Source organism: Ruegeria sp. R14_0 (genome assembly GCF_017743975.1).
Lineage (GTDB): Bacteria > Pseudomonadota > Alphaproteobacteria > Rhodobacterales > Rhodobacteraceae > Ruegeria.
The window spans coordinates 31,326-52,676 of the sequence record NZ_JAGHRC010000005.1 but is presented as its reverse complement, the minus strand read 5'-3'; the positions used below and the strand labels follow the sequence as shown (position 1 = coordinate 52,676).

General features: G+C 57.7%; 27 protein-coding genes. 14 read left to right on the top strand and 13 right to left on the bottom strand.

Annotation, left to right across the window (positions count from 1 at the left end; translation table 11 throughout):
* Positions 1–55 precede the first annotated feature (55 nt).
* Positions 56–772: a response regulator gene (locus tag J7416_RS14980; RefSeq protein WP_209225917.1), complete on the bottom strand. Its 717-nt coding sequence runs from the start codon at positions 770–772 to the stop codon at positions 56–58.
* Positions 773–907: 135 nt separating this feature from the next.
* Between J7416_RS14980 and mce the strand changes: the two genes are divergently transcribed.
* Together mce and J7416_RS14970 are read left to right on the top strand one after the other, a co-directional pair.
* On the top strand, positions 908–1,312 hold the full coding sequence (gene mce, locus J7416_RS14975; RefSeq protein WP_209225915.1) for a methylmalonyl-CoA epimerase: 405 nt from the start codon (positions 908–910) through the stop codon (positions 1,310–1,312).
* Between the two features lie 21 nt (positions 1,313–1,333).
* Complete coding sequence (locus tag J7416_RS14970) at positions 1,334–1,609, top strand: DUF1467 family protein (protein WP_209225913.1); 276 nt, start codon at positions 1,334–1,336, stop codon at positions 1,607–1,609.
* A gap of 3 nt (positions 1,610–1,612) precedes the next feature.
* Here the strand turns inward: J7416_RS14970 and J7416_RS14965 are convergent, their stop codons facing one another.
* On the bottom strand, positions 1,613–2,311 hold the full coding sequence (locus tag J7416_RS14965; RefSeq protein ID WP_209225912.1) for an EI24 domain-containing protein: 699 nt from the start codon (positions 2,309–2,311) through the stop codon (positions 1,613–1,615).
* Positions 2,308–2,886 (bottom strand): nitroreductase family protein, encoded by a 579-nt coding sequence (locus J7416_RS14960; RefSeq protein ID WP_209225910.1) that lies wholly within the window; start codon positions 2,884–2,886, stop codon positions 2,308–2,310. The genes J7416_RS14965 and J7416_RS14960 overlap by 4 nt, the downstream gene beginning before the upstream one ends.
* A 138-nt stretch (positions 2,887–3,024) precedes the next feature.
* On the opposite strand from J7416_RS14960, the gene J7416_RS14955 reads away from it, so the two are divergent.
* Entirely contained in the window at positions 3,025–3,300 is a 276-nt protein-coding gene (locus J7416_RS14955) for a DUF167 domain-containing protein (protein ID WP_209225908.1), read from the top strand.
* Here J7416_RS14955 and J7416_RS14950 read toward each other — a convergent pair.
* Positions 3,288–3,536: a hypothetical protein gene (locus tag J7416_RS14950; protein WP_209225907.1), complete on the bottom strand. Its 249-nt coding sequence runs from the start codon at positions 3,534–3,536 to the stop codon at positions 3,288–3,290. The genes J7416_RS14955 and J7416_RS14950 overlap by 13 nt on opposite strands.
* Positions 3,537–3,658: 122 nt before the next feature.
* Here J7416_RS14950 and J7416_RS14945 point away from each other — a divergent pair, with 122 nt between their 5' ends.
* From J7416_RS14945 to J7416_RS22680, 4 genes are all read left to right on the top strand, one after another.
* A complete protein-coding gene (locus J7416_RS14945; protein ID WP_209225905.1) occupies positions 3,659–4,366 on the top strand; it encodes a M48 family metalloprotease in 708 nt (235 codons plus the stop codon).
* Positions 4,363–4,731, top strand: coding sequence for a YigZ family protein (locus J7416_RS14940; protein WP_209225903.1), 369 nt, complete (start codon positions 4,363–4,365; stop codon positions 4,729–4,731). The genes J7416_RS14945 and J7416_RS14940 overlap by 4 nt, the downstream gene beginning before the upstream one ends.
* Positions 4,732–4,799: 68 nt before the next feature.
* Positions 4,800–5,075: a DUF6455 family protein gene (locus tag J7416_RS22685; RefSeq protein ID WP_280636855.1), complete on the top strand. Its 276-nt coding sequence runs from the start codon at positions 4,800–4,802 to the stop codon at positions 5,073–5,075.
* A 136-nt stretch (positions 5,076–5,211) separates the two neighbouring features.
* Positions 5,212–5,592 (top strand): DUF6455 family protein, encoded by a 381-nt coding sequence (locus J7416_RS22680; RefSeq protein WP_348540278.1) that lies wholly within the window; start codon positions 5,212–5,214, stop codon positions 5,590–5,592.
* Here the strand turns inward: J7416_RS22680 and J7416_RS14935 are convergent, their stop codons facing one another.
* Positions 5,593–5,835 (bottom strand): CDGSH iron-sulfur domain-containing protein, encoded by a 243-nt coding sequence (locus J7416_RS14935; protein WP_209226252.1) that lies wholly within the window; start codon positions 5,833–5,835, stop codon positions 5,593–5,595.
* Between the two features lie 214 nt (positions 5,836–6,049).
* Here J7416_RS14935 and J7416_RS14930 point away from each other — a divergent pair, with 214 nt between their 5' ends.
* A complete protein-coding gene (locus tag J7416_RS14930; RefSeq protein ID WP_058275732.1) occupies positions 6,050–6,238 on the top strand; it encodes a hypothetical protein in 189 nt (62 codons plus the stop codon).
* A gap of 132 nt (positions 6,239–6,370) precedes the next feature.
* Positions 6,371–6,727: a diacylglycerol kinase gene (locus J7416_RS14925; protein ID WP_209225902.1), complete on the top strand. Its 357-nt coding sequence runs from the start codon at positions 6,371–6,373 to the stop codon at positions 6,725–6,727.
* Positions 6,728–7,255: 528 nt separating this feature from the next.
* On the opposite strand, the gene rimO is transcribed toward J7416_RS14925, so the two are convergent.
* Positions 7,256–8,644, bottom strand: coding sequence for a 30S ribosomal protein S12 methylthiotransferase RimO (gene rimO, locus J7416_RS14920; protein WP_209225900.1), 1,389 nt, complete (start codon positions 8,642–8,644; stop codon positions 7,256–7,258).
* A 94-nt stretch (positions 8,645–8,738) separates the two neighbouring features.
* Here rimO and J7416_RS14915 point away from each other — a divergent pair, with 94 nt between their 5' ends.
* Positions 8,739–10,697: an AsmA family protein gene (locus tag J7416_RS14915; protein WP_209225898.1), complete on the top strand. Its 1,959-nt coding sequence runs from the start codon at positions 8,739–8,741 to the stop codon at positions 10,695–10,697.
* A 44-nt stretch (positions 10,698–10,741) separates the two neighbouring features.
* Here the strand turns inward: J7416_RS14915 and J7416_RS14910 are convergent, their stop codons facing one another.
* From J7416_RS14910 to J7416_RS14895, 4 genes are read right to left on the bottom strand one after another with little or no spacing between them, the layout of a single operon-like run.
* The gene (locus J7416_RS14910) at positions 10,742–12,238 is read right to left on the bottom strand and encodes a phosphomannomutase/phosphoglucomutase (protein ID WP_209225897.1); all 1,497 of its coding nucleotides are present in this window, start codon (positions 12,236–12,238) and stop codon (positions 10,742–10,744) included.
* 14 nt (positions 12,239–12,252) lie between these two features.
* Positions 12,253–13,086 carry a 3-deoxy-8-phosphooctulonate synthase gene (gene kdsA, locus J7416_RS14905; protein ID WP_209225895.1) on the bottom strand — a complete coding sequence of 278 codons (834 nt, stop codon included), beginning with the start codon at positions 13,084–13,086 and terminating at the stop codon, positions 12,253–12,255.
* Positions 13,087–13,091: 5 nt separating this feature from the next.
* Positions 13,092–14,666 carry a capsule biosynthesis protein gene (locus tag J7416_RS14900; protein WP_209225893.1) on the bottom strand — a complete coding sequence of 525 codons (1,575 nt, stop codon included), beginning with the start codon at positions 14,664–14,666 and terminating at the stop codon, positions 13,092–13,094.
* Positions 14,644–15,303 (bottom strand): ATP-binding cassette domain-containing protein, encoded by a 660-nt coding sequence (locus J7416_RS14895; protein ID WP_209225891.1) that lies wholly within the window; start codon positions 15,301–15,303, stop codon positions 14,644–14,646. The genes J7416_RS14900 and J7416_RS14895 overlap by 23 nt, the downstream gene beginning before the upstream one ends.
* A 230-nt stretch (positions 15,304–15,533) precedes the next feature.
* Between J7416_RS14895 and J7416_RS14890 the strand changes: the two genes are divergently transcribed.
* Both J7416_RS14890 and J7416_RS14885 read left to right on the top strand, forming a co-directional pair.
* Positions 15,534–16,121: a uracil-DNA glycosylase family protein gene (locus tag J7416_RS14890; RefSeq protein ID WP_209225890.1), complete on the top strand. Its 588-nt coding sequence runs from the start codon at positions 15,534–15,536 to the stop codon at positions 16,119–16,121.
* Complete coding sequence (locus tag J7416_RS14885; RefSeq protein ID WP_209225888.1) at positions 16,114–16,902, top strand: SseB family protein; 789 nt, start codon at positions 16,114–16,116, stop codon at positions 16,900–16,902. Before J7416_RS14890 ends, J7416_RS14885 begins: the two co-directional genes overlap by 8 nt.
* A 40-nt stretch (positions 16,903–16,942) precedes the next feature.
* Here the strand turns inward: J7416_RS14885 and yghU are convergent, their stop codons facing one another.
* Complete coding sequence (yghU, locus tag J7416_RS14880) at positions 16,943–17,821, bottom strand: glutathione-dependent disulfide-bond oxidoreductase (RefSeq protein WP_209225886.1); 879 nt, start codon at positions 17,819–17,821, stop codon at positions 16,943–16,945.
* A gap of 250 nt (positions 17,822–18,071) precedes the next feature.
* Here yghU and J7416_RS14875 point away from each other — a divergent pair, with 250 nt between their 5' ends.
* Positions 18,072–18,590, top strand: coding sequence for a YHS domain-containing (seleno)protein (locus J7416_RS14875; protein ID WP_209225885.1), 519 nt, complete (start codon positions 18,072–18,074; stop codon positions 18,588–18,590).
* Between the two features lie 51 nt (positions 18,591–18,641).
* Here the strand turns inward: J7416_RS14875 and J7416_RS14870 are convergent, their stop codons facing one another.
* A complete protein-coding gene (locus tag J7416_RS14870) occupies positions 18,642–19,292 on the bottom strand; it encodes a J domain-containing protein (RefSeq protein ID WP_209225883.1) in 651 nt (216 codons plus the stop codon).
* A gap of 169 nt (positions 19,293–19,461) precedes the next feature.
* A complete protein-coding gene (metF, locus tag J7416_RS14865; protein ID WP_209225881.1) occupies positions 19,462–20,328 on the bottom strand; it encodes a methylenetetrahydrofolate reductase [NAD(P)H] in 867 nt (288 codons plus the stop codon).
* Between the two features lie 94 nt (positions 20,329–20,422).
* Here metF and J7416_RS14860 point away from each other — a divergent pair, with 94 nt between their 5' ends.
* Positions 20,423–21,328: a LysR family transcriptional regulator gene (locus J7416_RS14860; RefSeq protein ID WP_209226249.1), complete on the top strand. Its 906-nt coding sequence runs from the start codon at positions 20,423–20,425 to the stop codon at positions 21,326–21,328.
* The last annotated feature ends 23 nt before the right edge of the window (positions 21,329–21,351 follow it).

The window sequence follows — 21,351 nt, the reverse complement described above, 5'->3', positions numbered from 1 at the left end:
TGAGTATGCCCAGATGCACAGGATCGTCGCGGTTATGAAATAGGCTGTCACCATTTTAGATCGCCTCGCGCTGTTGAAGGCGGGTTTGCACCAAACCCGCGACCTGGGCAGCGACCGCTGTGGTGGGGGTGCCGCCAGCGCGTGACTCGGCCAGCCGTTGTGCTGCGTCTGCCAGAACCGTATCTTCGGCATCCCGCGCAACCCCGCGCAGAAATTGGGCTGCGTAATCCAGTGTGCGTTGATCATTCGGTCCGGCCAGAACGTCTGCGATATGTGCCATGTCGTCTTGATAAGCCATCGGATCGGGGCGAATAACCTCATCCCGCACAGCGTGCAGGCTGTTAGGTCTGCGGTCTTCGGGCAGGCGCTTCAGGATCGAAGTCTGAAAGTAGGCCAGAGACTTAAGAGGTTTTGCCAAAAACCCATCCGCGCCCGCCCGCATCGCGGCGCGCTCGGTGTAATCATCGCCGGACATACCCAGAACAGCGCCGATGCGTGGCGTTGCTTCGGACAATTCGGCAATCAGATCCGACCCATCCCCATCAGGCAAACCCATGTCGATCAGGATGACCGAGGGGCGGTAAATCTGCAGGTGTCGGCGCGCGGACTGCAGGCAATCTGCCCGCCTGATGCGTGCGCCACTATGCAGGCACATCAGCCTGATGGCGTCGCAAGCATAACGGCTGTCTTCCACAACCAGAATGGTCTGTCCCAGCAGGGGCCGTGTGGCCGTTGGCTGCGCGGGTGAGGCGAAGGGGCTCGAATCGTCCATGGCAGAACTCCTAATCAGCAGATGCCTCACGCTAGGAACTTCTGGCTAACACAGCGTTAACGGCAATTTGGCGCACTTGTTCTTTGACCAAACAGCCCCCATAACCGCTGCAACGCAGAACGTAAGGAGAGTTCCATGATTGGTCGTCTGAACCACGTCGCCATTGCCGTACCCGATCTAGAGGCCGCGTCCGAGCAATACCGCAACGCGCTGGGTGCCAATGTTGGGGCTCCGCAGGACGAACCCGATCACGGTGTGACCGTGGTGTTCATCGAATTGCCCAACACCAAGATTGAACTGCTGTACCCGCTGGGCGACGACAGCCCGATCAACGGGTTTCTGGAAAAGAACCCCGCAGGCGGCATTCACCATGTCTGCTATGAGGTAGAAGACATCATCGCCGCGCGCGATCACCTGAAGGAAACCGGTGCGCGTGTACTGGGCTCGGGCGAGCCCAAGATCGGGGCGCATGGCAAACCTGTCCTCTTCCTGCATCCCAAAGACTTTAACGGCTGCCTCGTCGAGCTAGAACAGGTGTAACGCAACCCCGGAGGGGAAGAGATGACGATTACTGCTGCGGCGGTTCTGTTCGCCGTGATCTGGTTCATGACTTTGCTGGTGGTCCTGCCCATCCGTATCAAGACGCAGGGTGATCTGGGTGATATTGTGCCGGGTACCCATTCGGGTGCGCCGGAAGTGCATCACATGAAAAAGAAGATGTGGATCACCACCGGAATCACGGTGGTGCTCTGGGCGATTGTTGCCGGAATTATTCTGTCAGGCCTGATTTCGGTGCGCGACTTCGACTGGTTGAACCAGATGGGGCCGCGCGGCTGACCATTAGGCCACGGGCCGCGCCAGCTTGTGATAAATATGGGTGAATGTCGCGGCTCCGATGATTGGGATCACAAGGTTCACCAGCGGCACTGACAGTGGGATCGCCATCAGCGTTCCCGCGATCCAAATAGTCGTCGCATGTTTGGCGCGCAGCTTCCGCGCGCCTTCGCGACCAACCCGGCGCATGGCCGCCAGAGTAAAGTACTCTCGCCCCAGCAAGAACCCATTCATAGCCCAAAAGATAATCGGGGCCAGAGGGGTGAAGATCGCGTAGAGGATCAGCGCCAGCAGGTTGGCGGCAATCAGAACGCCCATAAAGCCCAGCCCGTCGATTACGCTCTCCCGGAACGGGATGCCGGGTACCTTAGGCAAACTCGGGTAATGTTTGTCTTCGACAGCCTGTGCGACCTCTTCCAGGAACATCGACGTGATTGCCGAGGCCACGGGGACCATCAGGAAAACCGGCAGGATCAGAACGACGAAGATGCCGGAATAGTTCAGCACGTCGTTCAGCCATGGCACAGCCCCGACAAAGGGCAGAGAGATCTCATCGCCGGACAGCCAGTTGATCAGCCAGATCGCCACTGCACAGGCAGCGATCAACAGCACGATCGTCAAGCCGACCCCGCGCAGCAGGACAGCCCGGAACTTGGGGTCTCCGATCTGTCCGAGTGCCGTGAAGAAGGCGTTGAAGATGATCATTCCGTAACCCATTCGGTCAACGCGGCCACGTCGGGGCGGGGGCGTTCGGGCGGTGCGCTGCCTTCGGTCGCGATATGGATCAGCCCGGCAACGCGCTCATTGTCTTGCAGCCCAAAAGCCTTTTGGCAGAACGCTCGGTCATGAGTTTGCCAGCCAGACAGCCAGTTGGCACCCCAACCCGCTGCAAGAGCGGCGTTCAGAAGGGCCAGGCACACCGCACCGGCGGAATAGGTCTGTTCAATCGCCGGGATTTTTTCCGAAGGTTTCTGTACTTCGATAACCGCAACCGCCAGATGGCCCATGTCGAACTGGGTGCGCGCCTTTGCGATGTCCTTGGGGGATTTGCCAAGGGCTGCGCCGCTTTCTTCTGTCAGTTGTGCCAGCCGCGGCATAGCGCCTTTTTCCAACACGACAAAACGCCATGGCTCCAGCTTGCCATGGTCAGGGCTGCGTGCGGCCGCGATCAGCAGTGGCACTAGCTGTTCCCGCGTAGGTGCGGGTGCAACCAGCGTCTTCGCGGGTCGCGACCGGCGTGTTTGCAGAAACTCCAGAGCGGCCGGATTCTTCAAGGACATATGTTAACTTCCTTTACATAGGCGGTTGTGTATGTGGTTGAACATCTGGCGTGTTTCAAGAGCAAGCGGCTGGATGCAGGCGATCATTTTCATTCCCTGAACGAACGTGCAAGCCTATAGATCAGGAAGTGGGGAAAGATGGCCAAGCCAAAACTGCAAAATTTTCCGGATCTGGGCGAGCGAGCAGTGCCGGGTGCCGAGATTTCGGTCAGGGTCACGCCCAAAGCGGCAAGGGATAGCATTACATCCCAAGATGGAGTCATTCGCATCACCGTCACGGCCCCGCCCGAAAATGGGAAGGCAAATGCAGCAGTGCGTGCCATTCTGGCCAAGGCAATGGGTGTGGCACCGTCCACGCTGACCCTCAGACGCGGCCAGACATCGCGCGAGAAAACCTTTGTTTATTCGCCTTGACCAGATGTTTCACGAATCTGGTACACGCCCTCGGGCAGGTCCAAGGCTGCGGCCAGATCGCGCACTTGTTCGGGGGACAAAGTGATCCTCAGAATCTGATCCGTGCGCGGGTCCAATTGTTCAAGCGTCACACATTCGGCGAAGCTGTTGATGACGACATCCTCTTGCAAAGGCTTTGGGCCTTCATCCACCAGAGTAATGACCGTCGAGTCGAATTCATGCTCAATCGAAAACATAATGTCAGAGTGCAGGCCGAGCGGTCGCAATGCAACCCGAACCTGGGCAATCCCGCAGTGGCGATCCTGGGGGAGGCGCGCTATGGTCTGAAAAACGGGCCGCCCGTTTCAGAGGATAAAGAATGCGCCGTCTGATCAGTTTGTTGCTTCCCCTGTTTCTGGCGGCGTGCGGCGCCGACACTTTGCGTGTGCAATCCGTGGCCGAATGGTCGCCCGAGACAGAGGCATTTCGCGCCCAGGCCGAGACCTTCCGAGAGGTCAGCCAACAAGTTGCTGAGCAAGCACGCCGCGAATGCGTGCGGCGCGCAAATGTCGCCAATTGCGATTTCACCATACTGGTCGACCTGAATCCAAACGCTGAGGCAAACGCATTTCAGACGCTGGATGACAAAGATCAGCCAGTGATCATTTTTACTCGGTCGATGATCGGATCCGCGGCCAACGCGGATGAACTGGCCTTTGTAATGGGGCATGAAGCCGCCCACCACATCCTGCGTCATATTCCCCGGCAGTCCCGGAATGCGCGCGACAGTGCCGCGATTTTTGGTGAACTCGCCCGCTTGGGCGGTGCGGACGGCGCGGCCATTGAAGAAGCGCAAAAATTGGGCGCACAGGTCGGGGCGCAGGTCTATATTAAAGACTTTGAGTTGGAAGCCGATCAGTTGGGGACAATCATAACCTATAATGCTGGGTACAACCCGTTGATCGGCGCAAAGTACTTTGACCGGCTTCCCGATCCGGGCGACAGTTTTCTGACGTCGCACCCGCCGAACGCGCAGCGCGTTCAGATTGTGCAGGAAACAGCGCGGAAGATCGGGCTGACGCAATGACATCACTGGTGCAGCTGGGTGTGATCCTGACGGATCGCGGGTCGAAATATGCGGTGTCCGGGGCCTCGGTACACAGCCGGGATGATGTGGATGCCGTGCTGAAAGAACTCAAGGCCGACAAAAGCTATGCCAAGGCGACGCACAATACCTGGGCGGCGGTGCTGCCCACAGGCGCGCTCAAGGCCGATGACGGCGAAAGTGGCGCGGGGATGGTGATCCTGCGCATGCTCGAAAGAGCCGGGCTGGACGACCACGTCGTCATCGTAACCCGCTGGTACGGTGGCAAAAAGCTTGGCGGAGACCGCTTTCGCCGGGTGCAGGACGCCACACGGGCCTATCTTGACCATATCGGTGTTGGGTCTTGACCTGAGTCAAAGGCCTGCCTGAGCAACCGCGTTATCCTGTCTGGACTGTGCGACAGGGAGAGAGCGCTATGCTAGGCAAGGATACTCTGAAACGACATGCAGCACTGGTTGACAGAATGGCAACCCGCGTGGGGGTCGATCTGGAAAGTGCAGCGATTGGCGGCGAGGTATCGATTGATCAGATTTCTGAGGCGGTCCTGCGGTGTAGCGGATGCTCGAATCCGGGCCATTGCGAACAATTCCTCGAGCAACCGGTCCAAGATCGGAAGACACCAGAATACTGCCGAAACACCGCGTTGTTTGATCAGCTGAAATCAATATCGGAAAGCGAATGCAACGGTTAGGAAAAACCATGGCCCATCATCGCCTTGTGTTGCGCATGGGGCAGGTGGTGGGCTCAGACATTGTGGCCGAACATCGAAAAGGACGTTTGAGCCAGGAGGACTGGGCCGAGATGGTTCGGCGGTGTCAGGGATGTGAATGGGCCTGTGCCTGCAAAGACTGGCTGCAGAACACGGATTCTGCGCCAGACGCTCCGGAGTCCTGCCCGAACCGCGAAAGGTTTGCGGCGCTCCGGTCGCAGCAAAGGCGGGATTGCCAATGAGCAGGGACATTCTGGGAGATGTTGAAAAACACTTCTGGCTGACCAGGTCGGTGGCCAGGTGCATGGACATCTCATTGACTGAAGCGATGGCCGAGGGGCGGCTGTCCGCGGACGAATATGCTCAAATCGTAACGCGCTGCCGTGCTGCGAATTGCAGCGGGGAATGCGAGGTTTGGCTATCACAACAACAGGCCCAAACCGCATCGGCGCCTGAGTTTTGCGCCAATGCAGACAATTTGAACGCGCTGAAAGCCTAGTCAGAGCTTGGAATGCGCCCCGTCGCACAGTGGCGGGTTAGAGGTTTGTTTGCAGCCGCAAAAGAACACTTTCTTACTGGAGTCTGCCGTGTATTTCACCGGTTCAAACTCTGTTCCCTTGTGTGAACCATCGCAAAACGGCTGCCGTTCGGATTTGCCGCAGCTACACCAAAAATAGCTTTTGCCCTCGGTCACTTCGACCGGATAGGGGGCTTTTTGGGCGATATTTGGCCGATCTGACATGTGGCTCCTCCGCTGTTGGCTGATGTCTTCAAACAACTATAGGGCCATTGCAGCCAAGGTGTAGCGAGCCATTCGCCTACGACGCCAAAAGCGCGGTTTTGCCGTTCTCACAATTCTGTGATTGATTTTGTTGCAATAATTTCAACGAGGTCGTATTTTGAGACTGGCCCGAGGTTGTAGGTCAATAGGAAAAATATTTAGAGGATTGACGGACATGAAACTAAAATTTGCTGCCGTAAGCGCAATCGCCCTGGTTCTGGCTGCATGCTCGCAGCAGGAAGAACCGACGCCGGTGTACATCACGCCCGAATATGACAAGTTCGGCACGCCGAGCTGTCCGGCAGGAACCGAACTGGCCACGACCGAAGCGGGTCAGACCATCTGTAACCCGGTCGCACAATAAGCATTCCGCGAGCGGCTTGTTTCTCAAGCCGCTCGCACATTGCCCGAAACAACCGCCGCCTACGGGCGGTTTTTTCTTGTTTGCGGGCCTCGGATCAGGTTTCTGTGCGCTCTATAGGAAGTCAGAGGAAACATGAAAAACTTCTTCACGCGCCTCAGGGATCGCACCAAGTGGAGCTGGCAAGGTTTGGCCGCCACCTGGAGCGAGGAATATTCGTTCCGCTGTTGGGTCTGGGCCAATCTCATCTCGGCGATTTTGGTTATGTGGCTGCCGCTGGCAGATGCGGTGCGCGCCCTGATCTTGGTGATGGGTCTCATTGTCCTAGTCGCCGAACTGTTCAACACTGCGATTGAACGCGCGGTGGATCACACGTCCACCGATCACAACATCCTGGCCGGGCAGGCCAAGGATGCAGCCAGCGCCGCCGTCGCTGTGACCGCGATTGCGGCTGGCGTTGCATGGGGTGTCGGCCTAGTTAGCCTGTTCTGACCCGAGCCGATCGCCCTAGTGCCCGTACAATGAAAAACCGGTGTGGGAATTTCGGTGACGTGTGCTGTAAAGCGGCGGGACGATGTACGGAGAAGACCGTCGTTTGTAGTACCCGAAAGACGAGCGATGCTTCCGCCTGTTCGGTTTTGAATAGTAAACCCTTGGCTTGGTTTTATGGTGATGCGCCTTGGCCTTACCCTTATGAGAGTAAACCTTGGGCTTTGGTTTTGGATGATAAGTCTTAGGCGCGGCATAGTACCGGTTCACCGGGTGTTTGCTGCGAAGGTGTAAGGTTACCGATTTCGATTTAATGGTGAGAAAGCTGCCCGAGCCGGAGCTGTACCCGTCGGCAAGTGCCGGTACCGCCAACAGGGATGCGGCCAAGACAGCCGCAGCGCATTTCGCCACGAAGAGGTTCAGATTGGACATTGGACCCTCCTACTTCTGTCGTGAAGTGTCCTGTCAGTCTCTGCTTTTTTCGCGCATTTGGCCAATAAACTTGGCTCACGCATCGCCCATCCGGGGTGATCAGCGTAATTTGCCCCACAAATCGTACTCGCCGGCTTCGTCAACCTCGACCGATACGATGTCACCGGGTTTGAGGTCTTGAAACCCTTCGTCAATGAACAGATTGCCATCAATCTCGGGCGCATCCGCCTTGCTGCGGCAGGTGGCGGCCTCGTCGTCGATCTCATCCACGATCACCTCAAGGGTCTGACCGACCTTGGCAGTCAGCTTCGCCTCGGAAATGGCCTGCGCCTTTTCCATGAAGCGTTCCCAGCGTTCTTGTTTGACCTCGGCAGGGACATGATCCGGGAGGTCGTTGGACCGCGCGCCATCCACGTTTTCGTACTGAAAGCAGCCGACGCGATCCAGTTGCGCCTCGTCCATCCAGTCCAGCAGTGTCTGGAACTCGGCTTCGGTCTCTCCGGGGTAACCGACGATAAAGGTCGAGCGAAGGGTAATGTCAGGGCATGTCTCGCGCCATGCGGCGATCTCATCCAGGGTTTTGGCCGCTGCAGCCGGGCGCGCCATGCGTTTCAGGACATCCGGGTGGGCGTGTTGGAATGGAATATCCAGGTAGGGCAGCACGTTGCAGCCCGCATCCGCCATCAGCGGGATCAGGTCGCGCACATGGGGGTAGGGGTAGACATAATGCAGCCGCACCCAGGCATCCAACTGCCCCAGCTCACGCGCCAGATCGGTGATGTGGCTGCGAACCTCGCGGTCTTTCCAAGGGTTCACGTCGTATTTTCGGTCCAGCCCATAGGCCGAGGTGTCCTGCGAGATCACCAGCAGCTCGCGCACGCCATTGTCGACCAGCTTTTCCGCCTCGCGCAGGACCGCATGGGCTGGGCGGCTGGCCAGTTTGCCGCGCATATCCGGGATGATGCAGAATTTGCACTTGTGGTTACAGCCCTCGGAAATCTTGAGATAGCTGTAATGGCGCGGCGTCAGTTGCACGCTTGCGGCGGGCAGCAAATCCACGAACGGGTCTGGGTCAGGGGGCACTGCCTGATGCACGGCATCCAGCACTTGTTCATATTGGTGCGGGCCGGTAACGGCCATAATACGGGGGTGATGCTCGCGAATATAGTCCGGTTCGGCCCCCAAACAGCCTGTCACGATGACTTTGCCGTTTTCCACCAGCGCCTCGCCAATCGCGTCCAGCGACTCGGCCTTGGCGCTGTCGAGGAACCCGCAAGTGTTCACGATCACGGCATCCGCGCCTGAATAGTCAGGAGATATCCCGTATCCTTCAGCACGAAGGCGGGTCAGGATACGCTCACTATCGACCAGGGCCTTAGGGCAGCCCAACGAGACCATGCCGATCGTCGGCTGGTTCGAACGTGGCATCTCGGGCATCCGGGCGGCAGGCGCCAGGTCGGGGCGGAGGTTTGGCGGGTTCGTGGTCATGGCCGCGCATATAGTGGGGAACGCTTCCCCTTGCAAATGCGACGCAGGCTTTGGATGATCTTTTTAAACGCATGAAAAAGGCGGAGAGCAGAAAATGAAGTGGCTGTTGCGCATCCTGTTCCTGTTAGTGGCGGTGTTTGGCTTGGTGGTCGGCGCGCTGTTACTGATGCCGGGCGACAAGCTGGCCACCATTCTGGCCGAACAGGTCCGCGCGCAAACCGGACGTGATCTAAAGCTGACCGGAGACGTGAATCTGACCTTCTGGCCCGTGCTGGGCATGGAAACCGGGCCCGTGACCTTTGGGAATGCGTCCTGGGCGGGGCCCGAGCCGATGCTGAGCGCCGAAAGCCTGGCCGTCGGGGTGGATGCCGCGGCGTTGATCTCGGGTGACCTGCGCATCAAACGCGTGATTGCGGAAAACCCGACTCTGCGGCTGGAGCTATCAGATGGGCGCGGCAACTGGGAATTGTCGGCGCCTGCTACCGCAGCCCCGGCAAGCACGACAAGCGGCGCAACCCCGCAAGGGCAGCAAGGTGAGGTGACACTGGATCACTTGAAGCTGACAAATGCGCGGCTTGTGTATGACGAAAACGGCACGACCAAGTTCGATTTTGCCAATGTGGACCTGGCCGCCAGTTGGCCAGACATCGCGGCTCCTTTGAAAGTTCAGGCCCAGATGGCGGTTCCCGGTGGCGCGGTCGATGTGGAACTGAGTATTCAGGATCTGCCCGCCTATGCCTCGGGGGTTGTAACGCCACTGGATCTGACACTCACCGCACCGGGCGGAGACTTCACCTTTGATGGCAGGGTTAATCTGGCTGGTGAAATGGACGGTAAGCTGCACGCCAAAACGACCAGCACTGAGCGCATACTGGCCGCGTTTGGGCAGGCCGGAGTGGGCGTACCCTTGGGTCTGGGGCGAGCGGCGGATGTTTCCGCGCAAATGACGTACACACAGGACGGTCGGATTTCGCTGCGCAATATGGTGGCGCAGCTGGATGACAACCGACTGGCGGGTGAAGCGGATATCGTCATCGCGGACCCGCCGCAGGTTACGGCACGGTTGGATGCAGGTGACCTGGATCTCAGTCGTTTCAACGAGGGTGCGGCCACCGGTGACACGTCGCAAGTGTCGCCCGCAACGCCACCAAGTCAGGGGTGGTCGACCGCGCCAATAGATGCCTCTGCGCTGGCTTTGGCCAATGGCAAAATCCGCCTCAGGGCCAATTCAATTGCTGTTCCGGGGCTGACGCTGGGGCCCAGCGATCTGACGCTGAATCTGGATCGGTCGCGCGCTGTGCTTCAGATGAACCCGGCCACTTTGTTCTCGGGCCAACTGACCGGACAGGTCGTGGCGAACAACCGCAACGGTTTGTCGGTCGGCGGCAACCTGTCGGCAGAGGGGATCAATGTTCAACAAGCCCTGTCCACTTTGGGTGGCATCGAGCGCCTGTCGGGCACCGGGTCCGGATCGTTCGAATTTCTGGGTGTCGGGCAGACCGAAGATCAGATCATGCGCTCACTCAGCGGCAAGGGCCGCGTTGACGTGGGTCGGGGCGTGATTTCGGGCTTTGATCTGGACCGCCTGATGGGGCGTGGCGGGGGTGAGGCCGGAACGACCGTATTCAACAACCTTTCCGCCAGTTTCACCATTGATCAGGGTGTGCTCAGCAACAATGATCTGTTGATGTCGCTGGATAATTTCCGGGCCGATGGCTCGGGTCAGGTCGGTATCGGTAATCGTGACATCGACTATCTGTTTACGCCTGTCGCCCTTCGCGCCAACTCGGGTAACGGTATCGCGGTGCCTGTTCGGATCGTTGGACCTTGGAGCAACCCGTCGATCAAACCCGATCTGACCAAAGTGATTGAAGCAGCGGCAGAAGGAAAAGCCAAAGAGCTTGAGGATGAAGCCAAGCAAAAGGTCTTTGAAAAGGTCGGGAACGAGCTGGACACAACGATCACCGACAGTGACCAGATCGAAGACGCCATCAAGAACAAGCTGGAAGACGAATTGAACAAAGGGTTGTTGAAGCTTTTTGGCGGCAACTAACCCGAACGTTCCGGGGCCGCCCTGGCCCCGAAACGACAGAATGTTTAGATTGTCTGATCGTAGTCGCCCACACCCGGTTCGGTGCGAATGACCGCGTCGATATCAGCAAAGATCGCGCGCATTTCATCTTCGCTTTCGCTGCTTTCGCAGACCACCACAAGGTTCGGCGTGTTCGAGGACGCGCGCACCAGACCCCAGCTGCCATTGTCCAGAATGACCCGAGCGCCGTTGACTGTAACGACTTCTTTGATCGCGCGACCGGCAAAGGTGTCTCCGGCGTCGGCCTTGGCGACCAGCTTGTCGACCAGCCGTTGCAGAATGTCATACTTTTCTGTGTCAGCCGCGTAGGGTGACATGGTCGGTGTCGACCAGGTTTTGGGCAGGGCCTTGCGCAGGTCCGACATGCTTTTGTCCGGGTTTCGGTCCATCAGCTTGCAGATCTCAACCGCGACACGCATGCCGCAGTCATAGCCGCGTCCGATAGGTTCAGCCAGGAAGTAGTGCCCCGATTTCTCAAAACCTGCCAGCGCGTTGATTTCCTTGACCCGGCGCTTCATGTGGCTGTGGCCGGTTTTCCAGTAATCCGCTTTCACGCCATGCGCCTGCAACTCGGGGTCGCTGGCGAACAGGCCGGTCGATTTCACGTCGGCCACGAATGTCGAGTTTGGGTACAGTTTGGCAAGGTCGCGGGCCATGATCACGCCGACCTTGTCGGCAAAAATCTCTTCACCCTCATCATCCACAACACCGCAGCGATCACCATCGCCGTCAAACCCAAGTGCCAGATCGGCACCGCTGGATTTCACACTGTCGGCCATGTCATGCAGCATTTCCATGGCTTCGGGGTTAGGGTTGTAGTGGGGGAAGGTGTAGTCCAAGCGGTTATGGCTGGGAACGACTTCAACGCCCATGCGCTCGAAGATTTCCGGAGCAAAGGCCGAAGCCGTGCCGTTTCCGGTTGCGCAGACAACTTTCAGCGGGCGGGACACTTTGAAATCGCCGACCAGATCGTCGATATAGGCCTCTTTCACGCCGTCCACGAACTCGTAAGAGCCGCCTTCGTGCGCGACACCTTCGCCGTTCAGAACAATGTCGCGCAATTCCGACATTTCATCCGGGCCGTGGGTCAGGGGACGGTCAAAACCCATTTTAACCCCGGTCCAGCCGTTCGGGTTGTGGCTGGCGGTGACCATGGCCACGGCTGGTACATCCAGATGAAACTGCGCAAAATAAGCCATGGGGCTGAGTGCCGGACCAATATCCTTGACTTGAATACCAGCCTGCATCAGACCCAGAATCAGTGCATTTTTGATCGCCAAGGAATAGTCGCGATAGTCGTTTCCGACCGCGATTACCGGCTCGATCCCACGTTTGCGCATCTGGGTGCCCAGCCCAAGGCCAAGTGCAGTCATGCCGGGCAGGTTGATTTCTTCGGGGTATTTCCAACGGGCGTCATATTCGCGAAACCCGGTCGGCTTAATCATCGGGTCGCGCAAAAAACTCCAGGTGTTTGGTGTCACCTCGGGAATGGGTTTGGTCATACTATTGCTCTTACTTAAATCTGGATCGGATTTGCTTTGGCCAATGCATCAAAGCGCATCAATGTGTCAATCAAGTTGGGCATCTGGTCCAGAGGGATCATGTTTGGCCCGTCAGACGGGGCCGTGTCCGGGTCTTGATGGGTTTCAATGAACACCGCACCAATGCCCAAAGATACCGCTGCGCGCGCCATAACCGGCGCAAACTCGCGCTGCCCGCCCGAAGATCCGCCCTTGCCGCCGGGCTGCTGTACCGAGTGGGTCGCATCCATCACAACCGGATAGCCCGTCTTGGCCATCTGCGGCAGACCGCGCATATCGGCCACCAACGTGTTGTAGCCGAAGGACGTTCCGCGTTCGGTCAGCAGGATGTTGTGGTTACCGGTGCTTTCCACCTTGTCAACGATATTGCCCATTTCCCAGGGGGCCAGGAACTGACCTTTTTTTACGTTCACGGCTTTGCCCGTGTTGCCAGCAGCCAGCAACATGTCGGTTTGGCGGCACAGAAAGGCCGGAATCTGCAACACATCCACAGCCTCGGCCGCGATGGCACATTGGGCCTCGGTATGGACGTCCGTCAGGACCGGGATGCCCATCCCCGAACGGATGCCATCCAGCACCTTCAATCCTGCATCAATGCCCATACCGCGCTTTCCCGACAGAGAAGTGCGGTTCGCTTTGTCGTAGGACGCTTTAAAGACATACTGCGCGCCAGCGGCATCGCAGGCCTCTTTCATTTTGCCTGCAATCATTTGCGCATGATCTGCAGTTTCAAGCTGGCAGGGGCCGGCAATGATCGTCAGCGGCAGATCATTGCCGACCGTGAGATCGGAGATTTTTACATGTTTCATGTGTCTTACGAGGATACCTGTTCACGAAGGACCGACGCGGTAAGCGAGATCATCAGGTAGATACCAGCAAACAACAGAAATGCCAAAATCGTATTTTCGAACTTGCGCGGGTATGTCGGGTCCTGACTTGGAACCGGGTTAACGGATACGGTCAGATAGCGCACCTTTCGGTTTGCTTCTGTACGCGTGGTTTCCATTTGCTGCATGGCTGTTTGCAGCAACATGTCGCGGGCCGCCAAATCGGCCTGTGCCATCTGAATACGCACACTCAACCGTGCCAGCGAGTTTTCGCCAGCCGAGACATCCAGCATTTCCGCATTCAGTTCAGCCAGAACGTCTTCCAACCTTGAAATATCCGCGCGCGCACCGTCCACTTTGGCCTGGTTGGGACGCAGGTTGTCCAGTTGCGCGGCCAGCTGAAGTTCCTTTTCTTGCAGCTGCGTCTCGATCCCGTTGATCCGGGAGCGCAGGCCGATAATTACGTTTTCAGGATCGAGAAGCGCCCCCTGGAGCTGAAGCTCAATCAAGTCTTCTTGTGCCTTCTGACGTTCTTTTTGCGCCATCTCAAACCCTGACAAAGCGTCGCGCATTTGATCTTCGCGTTTCAACTCGGACAAGCCGTTGATCCGGTCTTCGGCGTAAGACAGCAAACGGTTCGAGATAGCGACCGCGATATCGGGGTTCGGTGCTGCGACCTCCATTCGTATGATACCGTCACTTGGGTCGTAGCCGATGACGATCATCCGCTTGTACAACTTGTATGTCTCTTCCAGCGTTGCGTCTGGCGCAAGACGCTGAACCGGGTCAATCCACTCCTGCTTGAAGATTTCAGCAAAGCCCATGTCGCGTTCAAGCCTTAGCAGGGCGTCCTTGGATTCCAGAAACTCTTGCGTAGCAACCGAATCCTGGGCGGTGGCATATTGGGTGCCCGCCAGAAAGCCGCCAAACGAAGCTCCACCCCCATCGGCCTGCAAGATCGAGAACGCCGAGTCGCTGGCATACATGGGTGTTGCGTAGCGATAGAAATAAAGCCCCACAATAAACGTCGGCAAGAAGACGAAAACTGCAAGGCGCGCAAACAAGGCAAGCAATTTGCGGCGACGGCGGCGCGCAATGTCCTTGCGTATTTCGTCGATCTCCCGCTCGCGCCGTTGCGCGGGGGACATCTCGGGCCCGGGAAGGGACTCGCGACCTTCGGTGACGGTTTGGGGCAAATGGATTCTGATCTTGCCCTTGGATTGATCATCCGAATCTGGTTTGTCCACGGCGAGGTTTAGCAAATTGGCGCGGTGAAAGGGGTCGATTCCTTTTTGGCGCAGCCGTCGCACGGCATCATAGTCCGAGGTCGCCGCCAGGCCGTTTTTCTCGGCCAGCCGGCGGGCGATCCGCAATTGACGTCCGGTCAGACCCTCGCGCTTGATGGCGTCGATTTCGGTTCCCGGCTGCGGGTCATTGGCTGCTTCGGTTGGCTGCGTTGCCTTGCGAATGCGCGAGATTGCATCAGCGCGGGCCTCTTCTGTTCCCGCGCTACGGCGTTTGCGCCGCCAGTTGTAGATACTAGCCTTGGGTTTGGTAGTCATATAGGTGCTTGGCCTCTTCCAAGGTGTCGAACATATAAAGCTGACCGTCCATCAGAACCGCCGCTTCTTGTGCAAATTGTTCCAAAACCGAGGGGCTGTGCGACACAATCACAAGCGTCGTGGTGCGCAGTTTCTCTCGCAGGATATCCCCGGCCTTTTTGTTGAAATCCACATCCGTGGATGCAGGCATGCCTTCGTCGATCAGGTACATATCGAAATCCAGCGCCAGCATGAGAGCGAAGGTAAAGCGCCCCCTCATACCGCTGGAATAGGTGGCCAGCGGCTGGTCGAAATATTCACCCAAATTACAGAGCCACTTGCAGTAGGCTTCGACGTAATCGGGGTCCATCCCATAGATATTGGCAACGTAGCGCGAGTTCTCCAAAGCCGACAGTTTGGTGGCCACACCACCGGAAAACCCCATCGGAAAGGAAACCCGACAAGATTTTCGGATCACGCCTTCGTCGGGCTTTTCCAGCCCCGCCATCATGTTGATCAGCGTGGTTTTTCCGGTGCCGTTTGGCGCCAGAATGCCAACCGATCGCCCCAGTTCGACCCGGAACGAGACATTGTCCAGGATCACCTTGCGGCGCGTCCCGGTCCAGAAGGACTTACTGACATTCTCAAACTCAAGCATTCGAAGCCTGCTGCTTGTACCTTTTCATTTGTCCGGTCGTGCCGGTGGCCGACGGACATTTCTACCCTTTTATATGGGCCACATTATGTCGAATTTTGACGGCAATGATCAATGTATCCAAAGGCGTGCTCTTGGCATTGTGACTTTTCCATCTGTTGGACCCACGCACCGCGTTGACTATCTTTCATTGTGACCGTCAACCAGTTTGATGCAGGAAACCTTGCCATCTGATGAATTCGCTTGAGAAAGAGATTGCCTCATGCCGCATCTGCGCGGACCGGTTCGCGGCAACGCGCACGGCGCACCAGCCCCGCCCTGTGGTTTGGTTTCGCGCCGGGACGCCGGTTCTGATAGCAGGGCAGGCCCCGGGTGCGCGGGTGCACGACTCGGGGCAGCCATTCACCGATCCGTCCGGTGATCGGCTGCGGGACTGGCTTGGGATAGACAAGGCCATGTTCTACGACAGGTCGCGGGTTTCCATCGTCCCAATGGCTTTTTGTTTCCCGGGCTATAACGCGAGAAATGCGGATTTGCCACCGCCGCCGGTCTGCGGGCAAACGTGGCATGACAGGGTTATGCAGACGCTGGGTGAGGTGCCTCTGACGATACTGGTCGGGGGACATGCTCACAAATATCACTTGAAGTCTCGCGGTTCCGTCACCGAGACGGTGCGCAACTGGCGAGACCATGCGCCGCGCGTCTTTGCCTTGCCTCATCCGTCATGGCGCAATACGGCATGGTTGAAGAAAAACCCGTGGTTCCAGACCGAGCTTCTGCCGGTTTTGCGCGCGCGGGTGCAAGAGGTTCTGAATGACTGAAGCCACGGCTCTGGACATCGCCCACGCTGCGATGTCCACTGATCCCCAAGATGATGCAGCGCGTTTGCGGTTCTTTGAACGGCTGGCCGACAGCGAACTGTTCCTGATGCTGACCGAAGAGGCTAAGGACGAGAATATCTCACCCGAATTGTTCGACGTTGCGGATGGTCGTTTTGTGCTGGCGTTTGATCGCGAGGATCGGCTGGCGCGGTTTGCCGAGCGCCCGGTTCCTTATGTGGCGCTTTCGGGTCGCGTATTGTCCGCGATGCTGGCCGGGCAGGGGATCGGACTGGGGTTGAACCTAGAGGTGGCACCGTCCTCGATGTTGATCCCGGCCGAAGCGCTGGGCTGGTTGGCGGAAACCCTGCAGCACGGCCCAGAAGAGGTTCAGCAACAATTGGAAGAGTTCCTGCCCCCCGCAGGTCTGCCCGATGATTTGCTGAGCGCGCTGGACACGAAGCTTGCCACAGCTGTTGGCTTGGCCGAGGCTGCCTATCTGGTTGGTACAAAAACCAAGGGCGGCGGTGCCGGCCACCTGCTGGGGTTCATCGGTGCGGTCGACGGCGCAGAACCCGCTTTGGCCAAAGCCGCATCCGAAGCGCTGACGTTTTCCGGGATCGAAGCAGGGGCCATGGATGTCGGGTTTTTTCGCGCGCATGATCAGGTGGCAGCCGCCCTGGCGCGGGTTGGCTTGCGGTTCGATTTGCCACAGCCCGAGGCGCGCGTGGTGACCCAGACAATACCGGGCAGCGACCCGGAAAAGCCGCCCATTCTGAAATAGGAAAAAGCCCCGCCACCAAATGGCGTGCGGGGCTTTGGTTTTATTCTGCAGCAGCTTCCAGTTTGTCCTGCGTGCGGGTTTCAAAATCGCTGGCTTCGTGACGCTCGTGCAGCTGCGTGTGCAACTCACCGAAGGGGCGATTGACCATGCGGCCGCGTTGTACGGCTGGGCGGGCGTCGATGGCCTTGGCCCACCGCATGACGTTCTTGTACGACTCGACGTCCAGGAATTCAGCAGCGCTATAGAGGCGACCCAGAACCAACTGGCCATACCAGGGCCAGATCGCCATGTCGGCGATGGTATAGTCTTCGCCCGCAATATAGGTCTTGTCGGCCAGTTCGCGGTCCAGAACGTCCAACTGACGTTTGGTCTCCATCGCAAAGCGGTTGATCGGGTATTCCCATTTCTCGGGTGCATAGGCGTAGAAATGGCCAAACCCGCCACCCAGATACGGCGCGCTGCCCATCTGCCAGAAAACCCAATTCATGACCTCGGTGCGCTCGGGGCCGGATTTGGGCAGGAACTCACCAAATCTTTCGGCCAGGTGAAACAGGATTGAAGCGCTCTCGAACACGCGTAACGGCTCGTCGCCCGAGCGGTCCCAAAGGGCAGGGATTTTTGAGTTTGGGTTTGCCTCGACAAAGCCCGAGCTGAACTGATCGCCTTCGCCGATATTGATCAGCCACGCATTGTATTCAGCACCTTCGTGGCCCAGTGCCAGCAGCTCTTCCAACATCACGGTGACCTTTACGCCGTTCGGCGTGGCCAACGAATACAGCTGCATGGGATGACGCCCAACCGGCAGATCCTTGTCGTGGGTGGCACCGGCAATGGGGCGGTTGATGTTGGCGAATTGGCCGCCGCTTTGGCTGTCCCATGTCCAGACCTTTGGGGGCGTATAGGTCGGTTGCTCGCTCATTTCTTGCCTTTCTGTGCAGAGTGCGTGTGAATTGTCCGTCCGTCACAACAGCTAATGTTGCAAGGCACCGAGTCCAACCCCCAACGCGGCGGCTGTTTTGTAACAATCCTCACTTAATCTCTCACGTTTTCTCATTCGACGTCACAGCGCCGCGAGGGGGACTACGCAACCGATCTGAATCACTTATTGTATGTCCAGACCCGCTCGTTCGGGCAGATAATCCACCCCGAGGACACAAGGACGTACCACCATGAAACGTTTTGCCCTGACAGTAGCTGCGGCACTGACCCTTGCCGCACCAGCCTTTGCTGGCGATCAATATGTGGACGGCACCGGTTTCGCCGTATCCGGCTACGACGTCGTCGCCTACCGCAGTCTGGACCAAGTCGCGGTTGGTCAGTCTCAGCCCGAAGCTGTACGTGGACGCGCGGATATCACTGCGGAATACAACGGTGCCACCTGGGCATTTTCGACCGAAGAAAACCGCGACAAATTCCTGGAAAACCCGGCCTATTACGCGCCGCAATATGACGGGCATTGTGCCTATGGCGTGTCGAAAGGTGGCAAGGTTCCGGCAAACCCGAACCTGTGGCGTATCGTCGATGACAAGCTGTATCTGAATATTACTGACGTTGTTGTTGGCTTCTGGGAAGAAGACGTACCGGGCAACATCAACCTTGCCGAAGGCAACTGGCCGGGAATTGAAAGCGATGGCGCATCAACCAGCGTCATCCCGAAATTCACCTCGGAAGGCCCGATCACGAACTAAGTGGCCGCTCACCAAGCCAAAGCCCGGCTCATTCCAGCCGGGCTTTTTGCGTTAATGGGCTAACCAGAACTCATCGCGGATCTGTTGATCGGCGTCGAACCTGATCCGAACGCTTTTGGCTCCGGGAAATTTTCGCGCAGTGATGTTGTCTGGCACGACGACCTCACCCGACCCGGAATCGTTGGATTGAAAGTTCAGAACTTCGGTTTCTGTCCGACGTGATCCCGCCAAAACCGATGTGGGCAACGCAACGCGGTTTGGTCCCTGATGGACCGGGGTCGGCACAAAGAACGTCAGGTGGCGCCCAAAAAACCCGACTGCATCCGGGACGTGGTCGGACTTGCACATCAACTCTGCGTCCGAGATGTCCTCGTCGCCCGATCGGTCGGGCAAGGCGGTGTTTAGCAGGGCACGGCAGGCATCGATATCGGATGTCTCTAAGGTGATGATGCGACGGCGCAGCTTTGGGCGTCGCGGTTTGCCTGTAGTGCTTCCTTTGTTGGCAAACCCTTCCTTGCGCAATAGGTCGTACGCCTCTTTGGCGCGTGTGAACCCGGAACAGTCGCCATGCGCCTGATCGGGATGCCCATGAAACGCTATGTGCCGCCAAGCATTGCGAATATCATCTGAGCTGGCGCTTTGATCCAACCCCAAGGCATGCAGCGCCTCTGTGCGGGCTTTGATCTTTTCTGCAGATTCCATACCCAAAACAACTCATTACAAAAAAACCGTTACAAAGTGAGTTTGAACAGAGTGACAGTTTTGTCAATTTTCTTACGAAATTGAAGTGGCTACGCGAACAATCTCAGCTGGGTGTTCTGATTGTTCCTTGGGTTGAGGCGCGCATGTGGCAATGGCGCCTCTGACCTATTCAGGCCACATTTTGCAGTTCGGCTTTGGGTGTGATGCCAAGGGCAAAACACACGTCGCGCGTCAGTTCGGGGCGATTCAACGTGTAGAAGTGCAGCTTGTCTACACCGCCGTCGATCAGATCCGAGCAAAGCTCTGTGCACAGGGCAGTCGCCAGCAGATCTTCGCGATCGTCACGAAGTGCCTTCTCAAATGCGTTTTCAACCCAGTCGGGGATATGCGTGCCACAACGTTTGGCGAAGTTCCTGGCCCCTTTCCAGTTCTCGATCGGCAAAATGCCCGGCACGATGGGCTTGTCGATACCAGCCTTTTCACAGGCGTCGCGGAACCGGAAAAATGTCTCGGCCTCAAAGAAAAACTGGGTCAAGGCTTCATCCGCGCCCGCATCCAGTTTGGCCTTGAGCCAATCAACGTCGGACCGTGCATTGGGGGCTTCGGGATGCACATCTGGATAGGCACCGACGCGGATGCTGAACATCTCGGTTTCCGCAAGCGCTTCAATCAGTTCGACAGAGTTGGCAAACCCTTCTGGATGTGGCGCGAAATGGTCGTGGCCCTTTGGCGGATCGCCGCGCAAGGCCACAATGTCCTGAACTCCGGCGCGGGCAAATGCATCTGCGATTTCCAGCGTTTCCTGGCGTGAGGCATCGACGCAGGTCAAATGCGCTGCAACCGGCAGGCCAGAAGACTTGTGCAGCGTCGCAACCGCGTCGCGCGTCAGTTCCCGCGTTGTGCCGCCTGCGCCATAGGTCACCGAAACAAAGCGTGGATCCAGCGGAGCCAGGGTTTGAACCGTATCCCAAAGTCGGAATGAGGCTTCGAGGGTCTTTGGCGGAAAGAACTCGAATGAAATTTCTGGCTTGGTCATCTCGGCCTCATTAATTTGCGTCTCAGACCTTGTGCCACCTCGGCTCTTGTGAAACAAACTCATAATACTCAAGAACAACATGAGTCATACTTCAATGCACATCGAATTCCGTCACTTGCGCACAATTAAGGCGATCCATGAATGCGGTGGTCTGGCCCGTGCGGCGGATCAATTGAACATCACCCAATCCGCGCTGAGTCATCAGATCAAGGGATTGGAGGATCAGGCAGGTGTCGAGCTGTTTCTGCGCCGGTCCAAACCGATGAAGCTGTCGGCGGCGGGGCTTCGTCTGTTGCGGTTGGCCGAACAGATTTTGCCGCAAGTCGAGGCCACACAACAGGAATTCTCGTCTCTGCGCGATGGGCGTACGGGACGAATGCACATCGCTATCGAATGCCATGCCTGTTTCGAATGGCTATTCCCCGTGCTTGAATCCTTCCGGAAGTCCTGGGGGGATGTCGATGTCGATATCCGGCCCGGTCTGGCGTTTGATGCCCTGCCTGCCTTGCAGAAGGAAGAGGTTGATCTGGTCGTTTCGTCCGACCCCGAAGACTTGCCGGGGATCGAGTTTATCAAGCTTTTTGATTATGACGCCGTGTTCGTCGCGGCCTCATCGCACCCACTGGCGCAGAAAGAGTTCATCGAGGCTGAAGATTTCCGGGGCCAAACCCTGATTACATACCCAGTCGAACGCACACGTTTGGACATTTTCAGTCAGCTCTTGATTCCGGCGCGGGTCGAACCGGCGGCGATCCGGCAAGTCGAACTGACGGCGGTGATCCTGCTGCTGGTGGCATCGAACCGCGGCGTGTCAGTTCTGCCCGACTGGGTTGTGCGTGAGGTCAAATACAACTCGGACTATGTTACCCGTCCGCTGACCAAGGACGGGATCACCCGCAGGCTGTACGCGGCGGTGCGGACCGAGGACCTTGAAAAACCCTTTGTGCAAGAGCTGATCCAACTGGCCGGAACCGAGGCGCGCAAGCTGCAGGAACACTAGGCGAAAAACGCGGGTCAGCTATG

What these genes read in the sequence shown, in the direction of transcription:
- J7416_RS14955 (WP_209225908.1), top strand. Translation starts at nt 3,025, where the DNA reads ATGGCCAAGCCAAAACTGCAAAATTTTCCGGATCTGGGCGAGCGAGCA.
- metF (WP_209225881.1), bottom strand. Translation starts at nt 20,328, where the DNA reads ATGACCAAGCCAGAAATTTCATTCGAGTTCTTTCCGCCAAAGACCCTC.
- J7416_RS14965 (WP_209225912.1), bottom strand. Translation starts at nt 2,311, where the DNA reads ATGATCATCTTCAACGCCTTCTTCACGGCACTCGGACAGATCGGAGAC.
- J7416_RS14870 (WP_209225883.1), bottom strand. Translation starts at nt 19,292, where the DNA reads ATGGAATCTGCAGAAAAGATCAAAGCCCGCACAGAGGCGCTGCATGCC.
- J7416_RS14960 (WP_209225910.1), bottom strand. Translation starts at nt 2,886, where the DNA reads ATGTCCTTGAAGAATCCGGCCGCTCTGGAGTTTCTGCAAACACGCCGG.
- J7416_RS14860 (WP_209226249.1), top strand. Translation starts at nt 20,423, where the DNA reads ATGCACATCGAATTCCGTCACTTGCGCACAATTAAGGCGATCCATGAA.
- J7416_RS14950 (WP_209225907.1), bottom strand. Translation starts at nt 3,536, where the DNA reads ATGTTTTCGATTGAGCATGAATTCGACTCGACGGTCATTACTCTGGTG.
- J7416_RS14900 (WP_209225893.1), bottom strand. Translation starts at nt 14,666, where the DNA reads ATGACTACCAAACCCAAGGCTAGTATCTACAACTGGCGGCGCAAACGC.
- J7416_RS14930 (WP_058275732.1), top strand. Translation starts at nt 6,050, where the DNA reads ATGAAACTAAAATTTGCTGCCGTAAGCGCAATCGCCCTGGTTCTGGCT.
- J7416_RS14970 (WP_209225913.1), top strand. Translation starts at nt 1,334, where the DNA reads ATGACGATTACTGCTGCGGCGGTTCTGTTCGCCGTGATCTGGTTCATG.
- J7416_RS14945 (WP_209225905.1), top strand. Translation starts at nt 3,659, where the DNA reads ATGCGCCGTCTGATCAGTTTGTTGCTTCCCCTGTTTCTGGCGGCGTGC.
- J7416_RS14925 (WP_209225902.1), top strand. Translation starts at nt 6,371, where the DNA reads ATGAAAAACTTCTTCACGCGCCTCAGGGATCGCACCAAGTGGAGCTGG.
- J7416_RS14910 (WP_209225897.1), bottom strand. Translation starts at nt 12,238, where the DNA reads ATGACCAAACCCATTCCCGAGGTGACACCAAACACCTGGAGTTTTTTG.
- J7416_RS22685 (WP_280636855.1), top strand. Translation starts at nt 4,800, where the DNA reads ATGCTAGGCAAGGATACTCTGAAACGACATGCAGCACTGGTTGACAGA.
- rimO (WP_209225900.1), bottom strand. Translation starts at nt 8,644, where the DNA reads ATGACCACGAACCCGCCAAACCTCCGCCCCGACCTGGCGCCTGCCGCC.
- J7416_RS14890 (WP_209225890.1), top strand. Translation starts at nt 15,534, where the DNA reads ATGAATTCGCTTGAGAAAGAGATTGCCTCATGCCGCATCTGCGCGGAC.
- J7416_RS14885 (WP_209225888.1), top strand. Translation starts at nt 16,114, where the DNA reads ATGACTGAAGCCACGGCTCTGGACATCGCCCACGCTGCGATGTCCACT.
- J7416_RS22680 (WP_348540278.1), top strand. Translation starts at nt 5,212, where the DNA reads ATGGGCCTGTGCCTGCAAAGACTGGCTGCAGAACACGGATTCTGCGCC.
- J7416_RS14895 (WP_209225891.1), bottom strand. Translation starts at nt 15,303, where the DNA reads ATGCTTGAGTTTGAGAATGTCAGTAAGTCCTTCTGGACCGGGACGCGC.
- kdsA (WP_209225895.1), bottom strand. Translation starts at nt 13,086, where the DNA reads ATGAAACATGTAAAAATCTCCGATCTCACGGTCGGCAATGATCTGCCG.
- J7416_RS14980 (WP_209225917.1), bottom strand. Translation starts at nt 772, where the DNA reads ATGGACGATTCGAGCCCCTTCGCCTCACCCGCGCAGCCAACGGCCACA.
- J7416_RS14875 (WP_209225885.1), top strand. Translation starts at nt 18,072, where the DNA reads ATGAAACGTTTTGCCCTGACAGTAGCTGCGGCACTGACCCTTGCCGCA.
- J7416_RS14915 (WP_209225898.1), top strand. Translation starts at nt 8,739, where the DNA reads ATGAAGTGGCTGTTGCGCATCCTGTTCCTGTTAGTGGCGGTGTTTGGC.
- J7416_RS14940 (WP_209225903.1), top strand. Translation starts at nt 4,363, where the DNA reads ATGACATCACTGGTGCAGCTGGGTGTGATCCTGACGGATCGCGGGTCG.
- J7416_RS14935 (WP_209226252.1), bottom strand. Translation starts at nt 5,835, where the DNA reads ATGTCAGATCGGCCAAATATCGCCCAAAAAGCCCCCTATCCGGTCGAA.
- yghU (WP_209225886.1), bottom strand. Translation starts at nt 17,821, where the DNA reads ATGAGCGAGCAACCGACCTATACGCCCCCAAAGGTCTGGACATGGGAC.
- mce (WP_209225915.1), top strand. Translation starts at nt 908, where the DNA reads ATGATTGGTCGTCTGAACCACGTCGCCATTGCCGTACCCGATCTAGAG.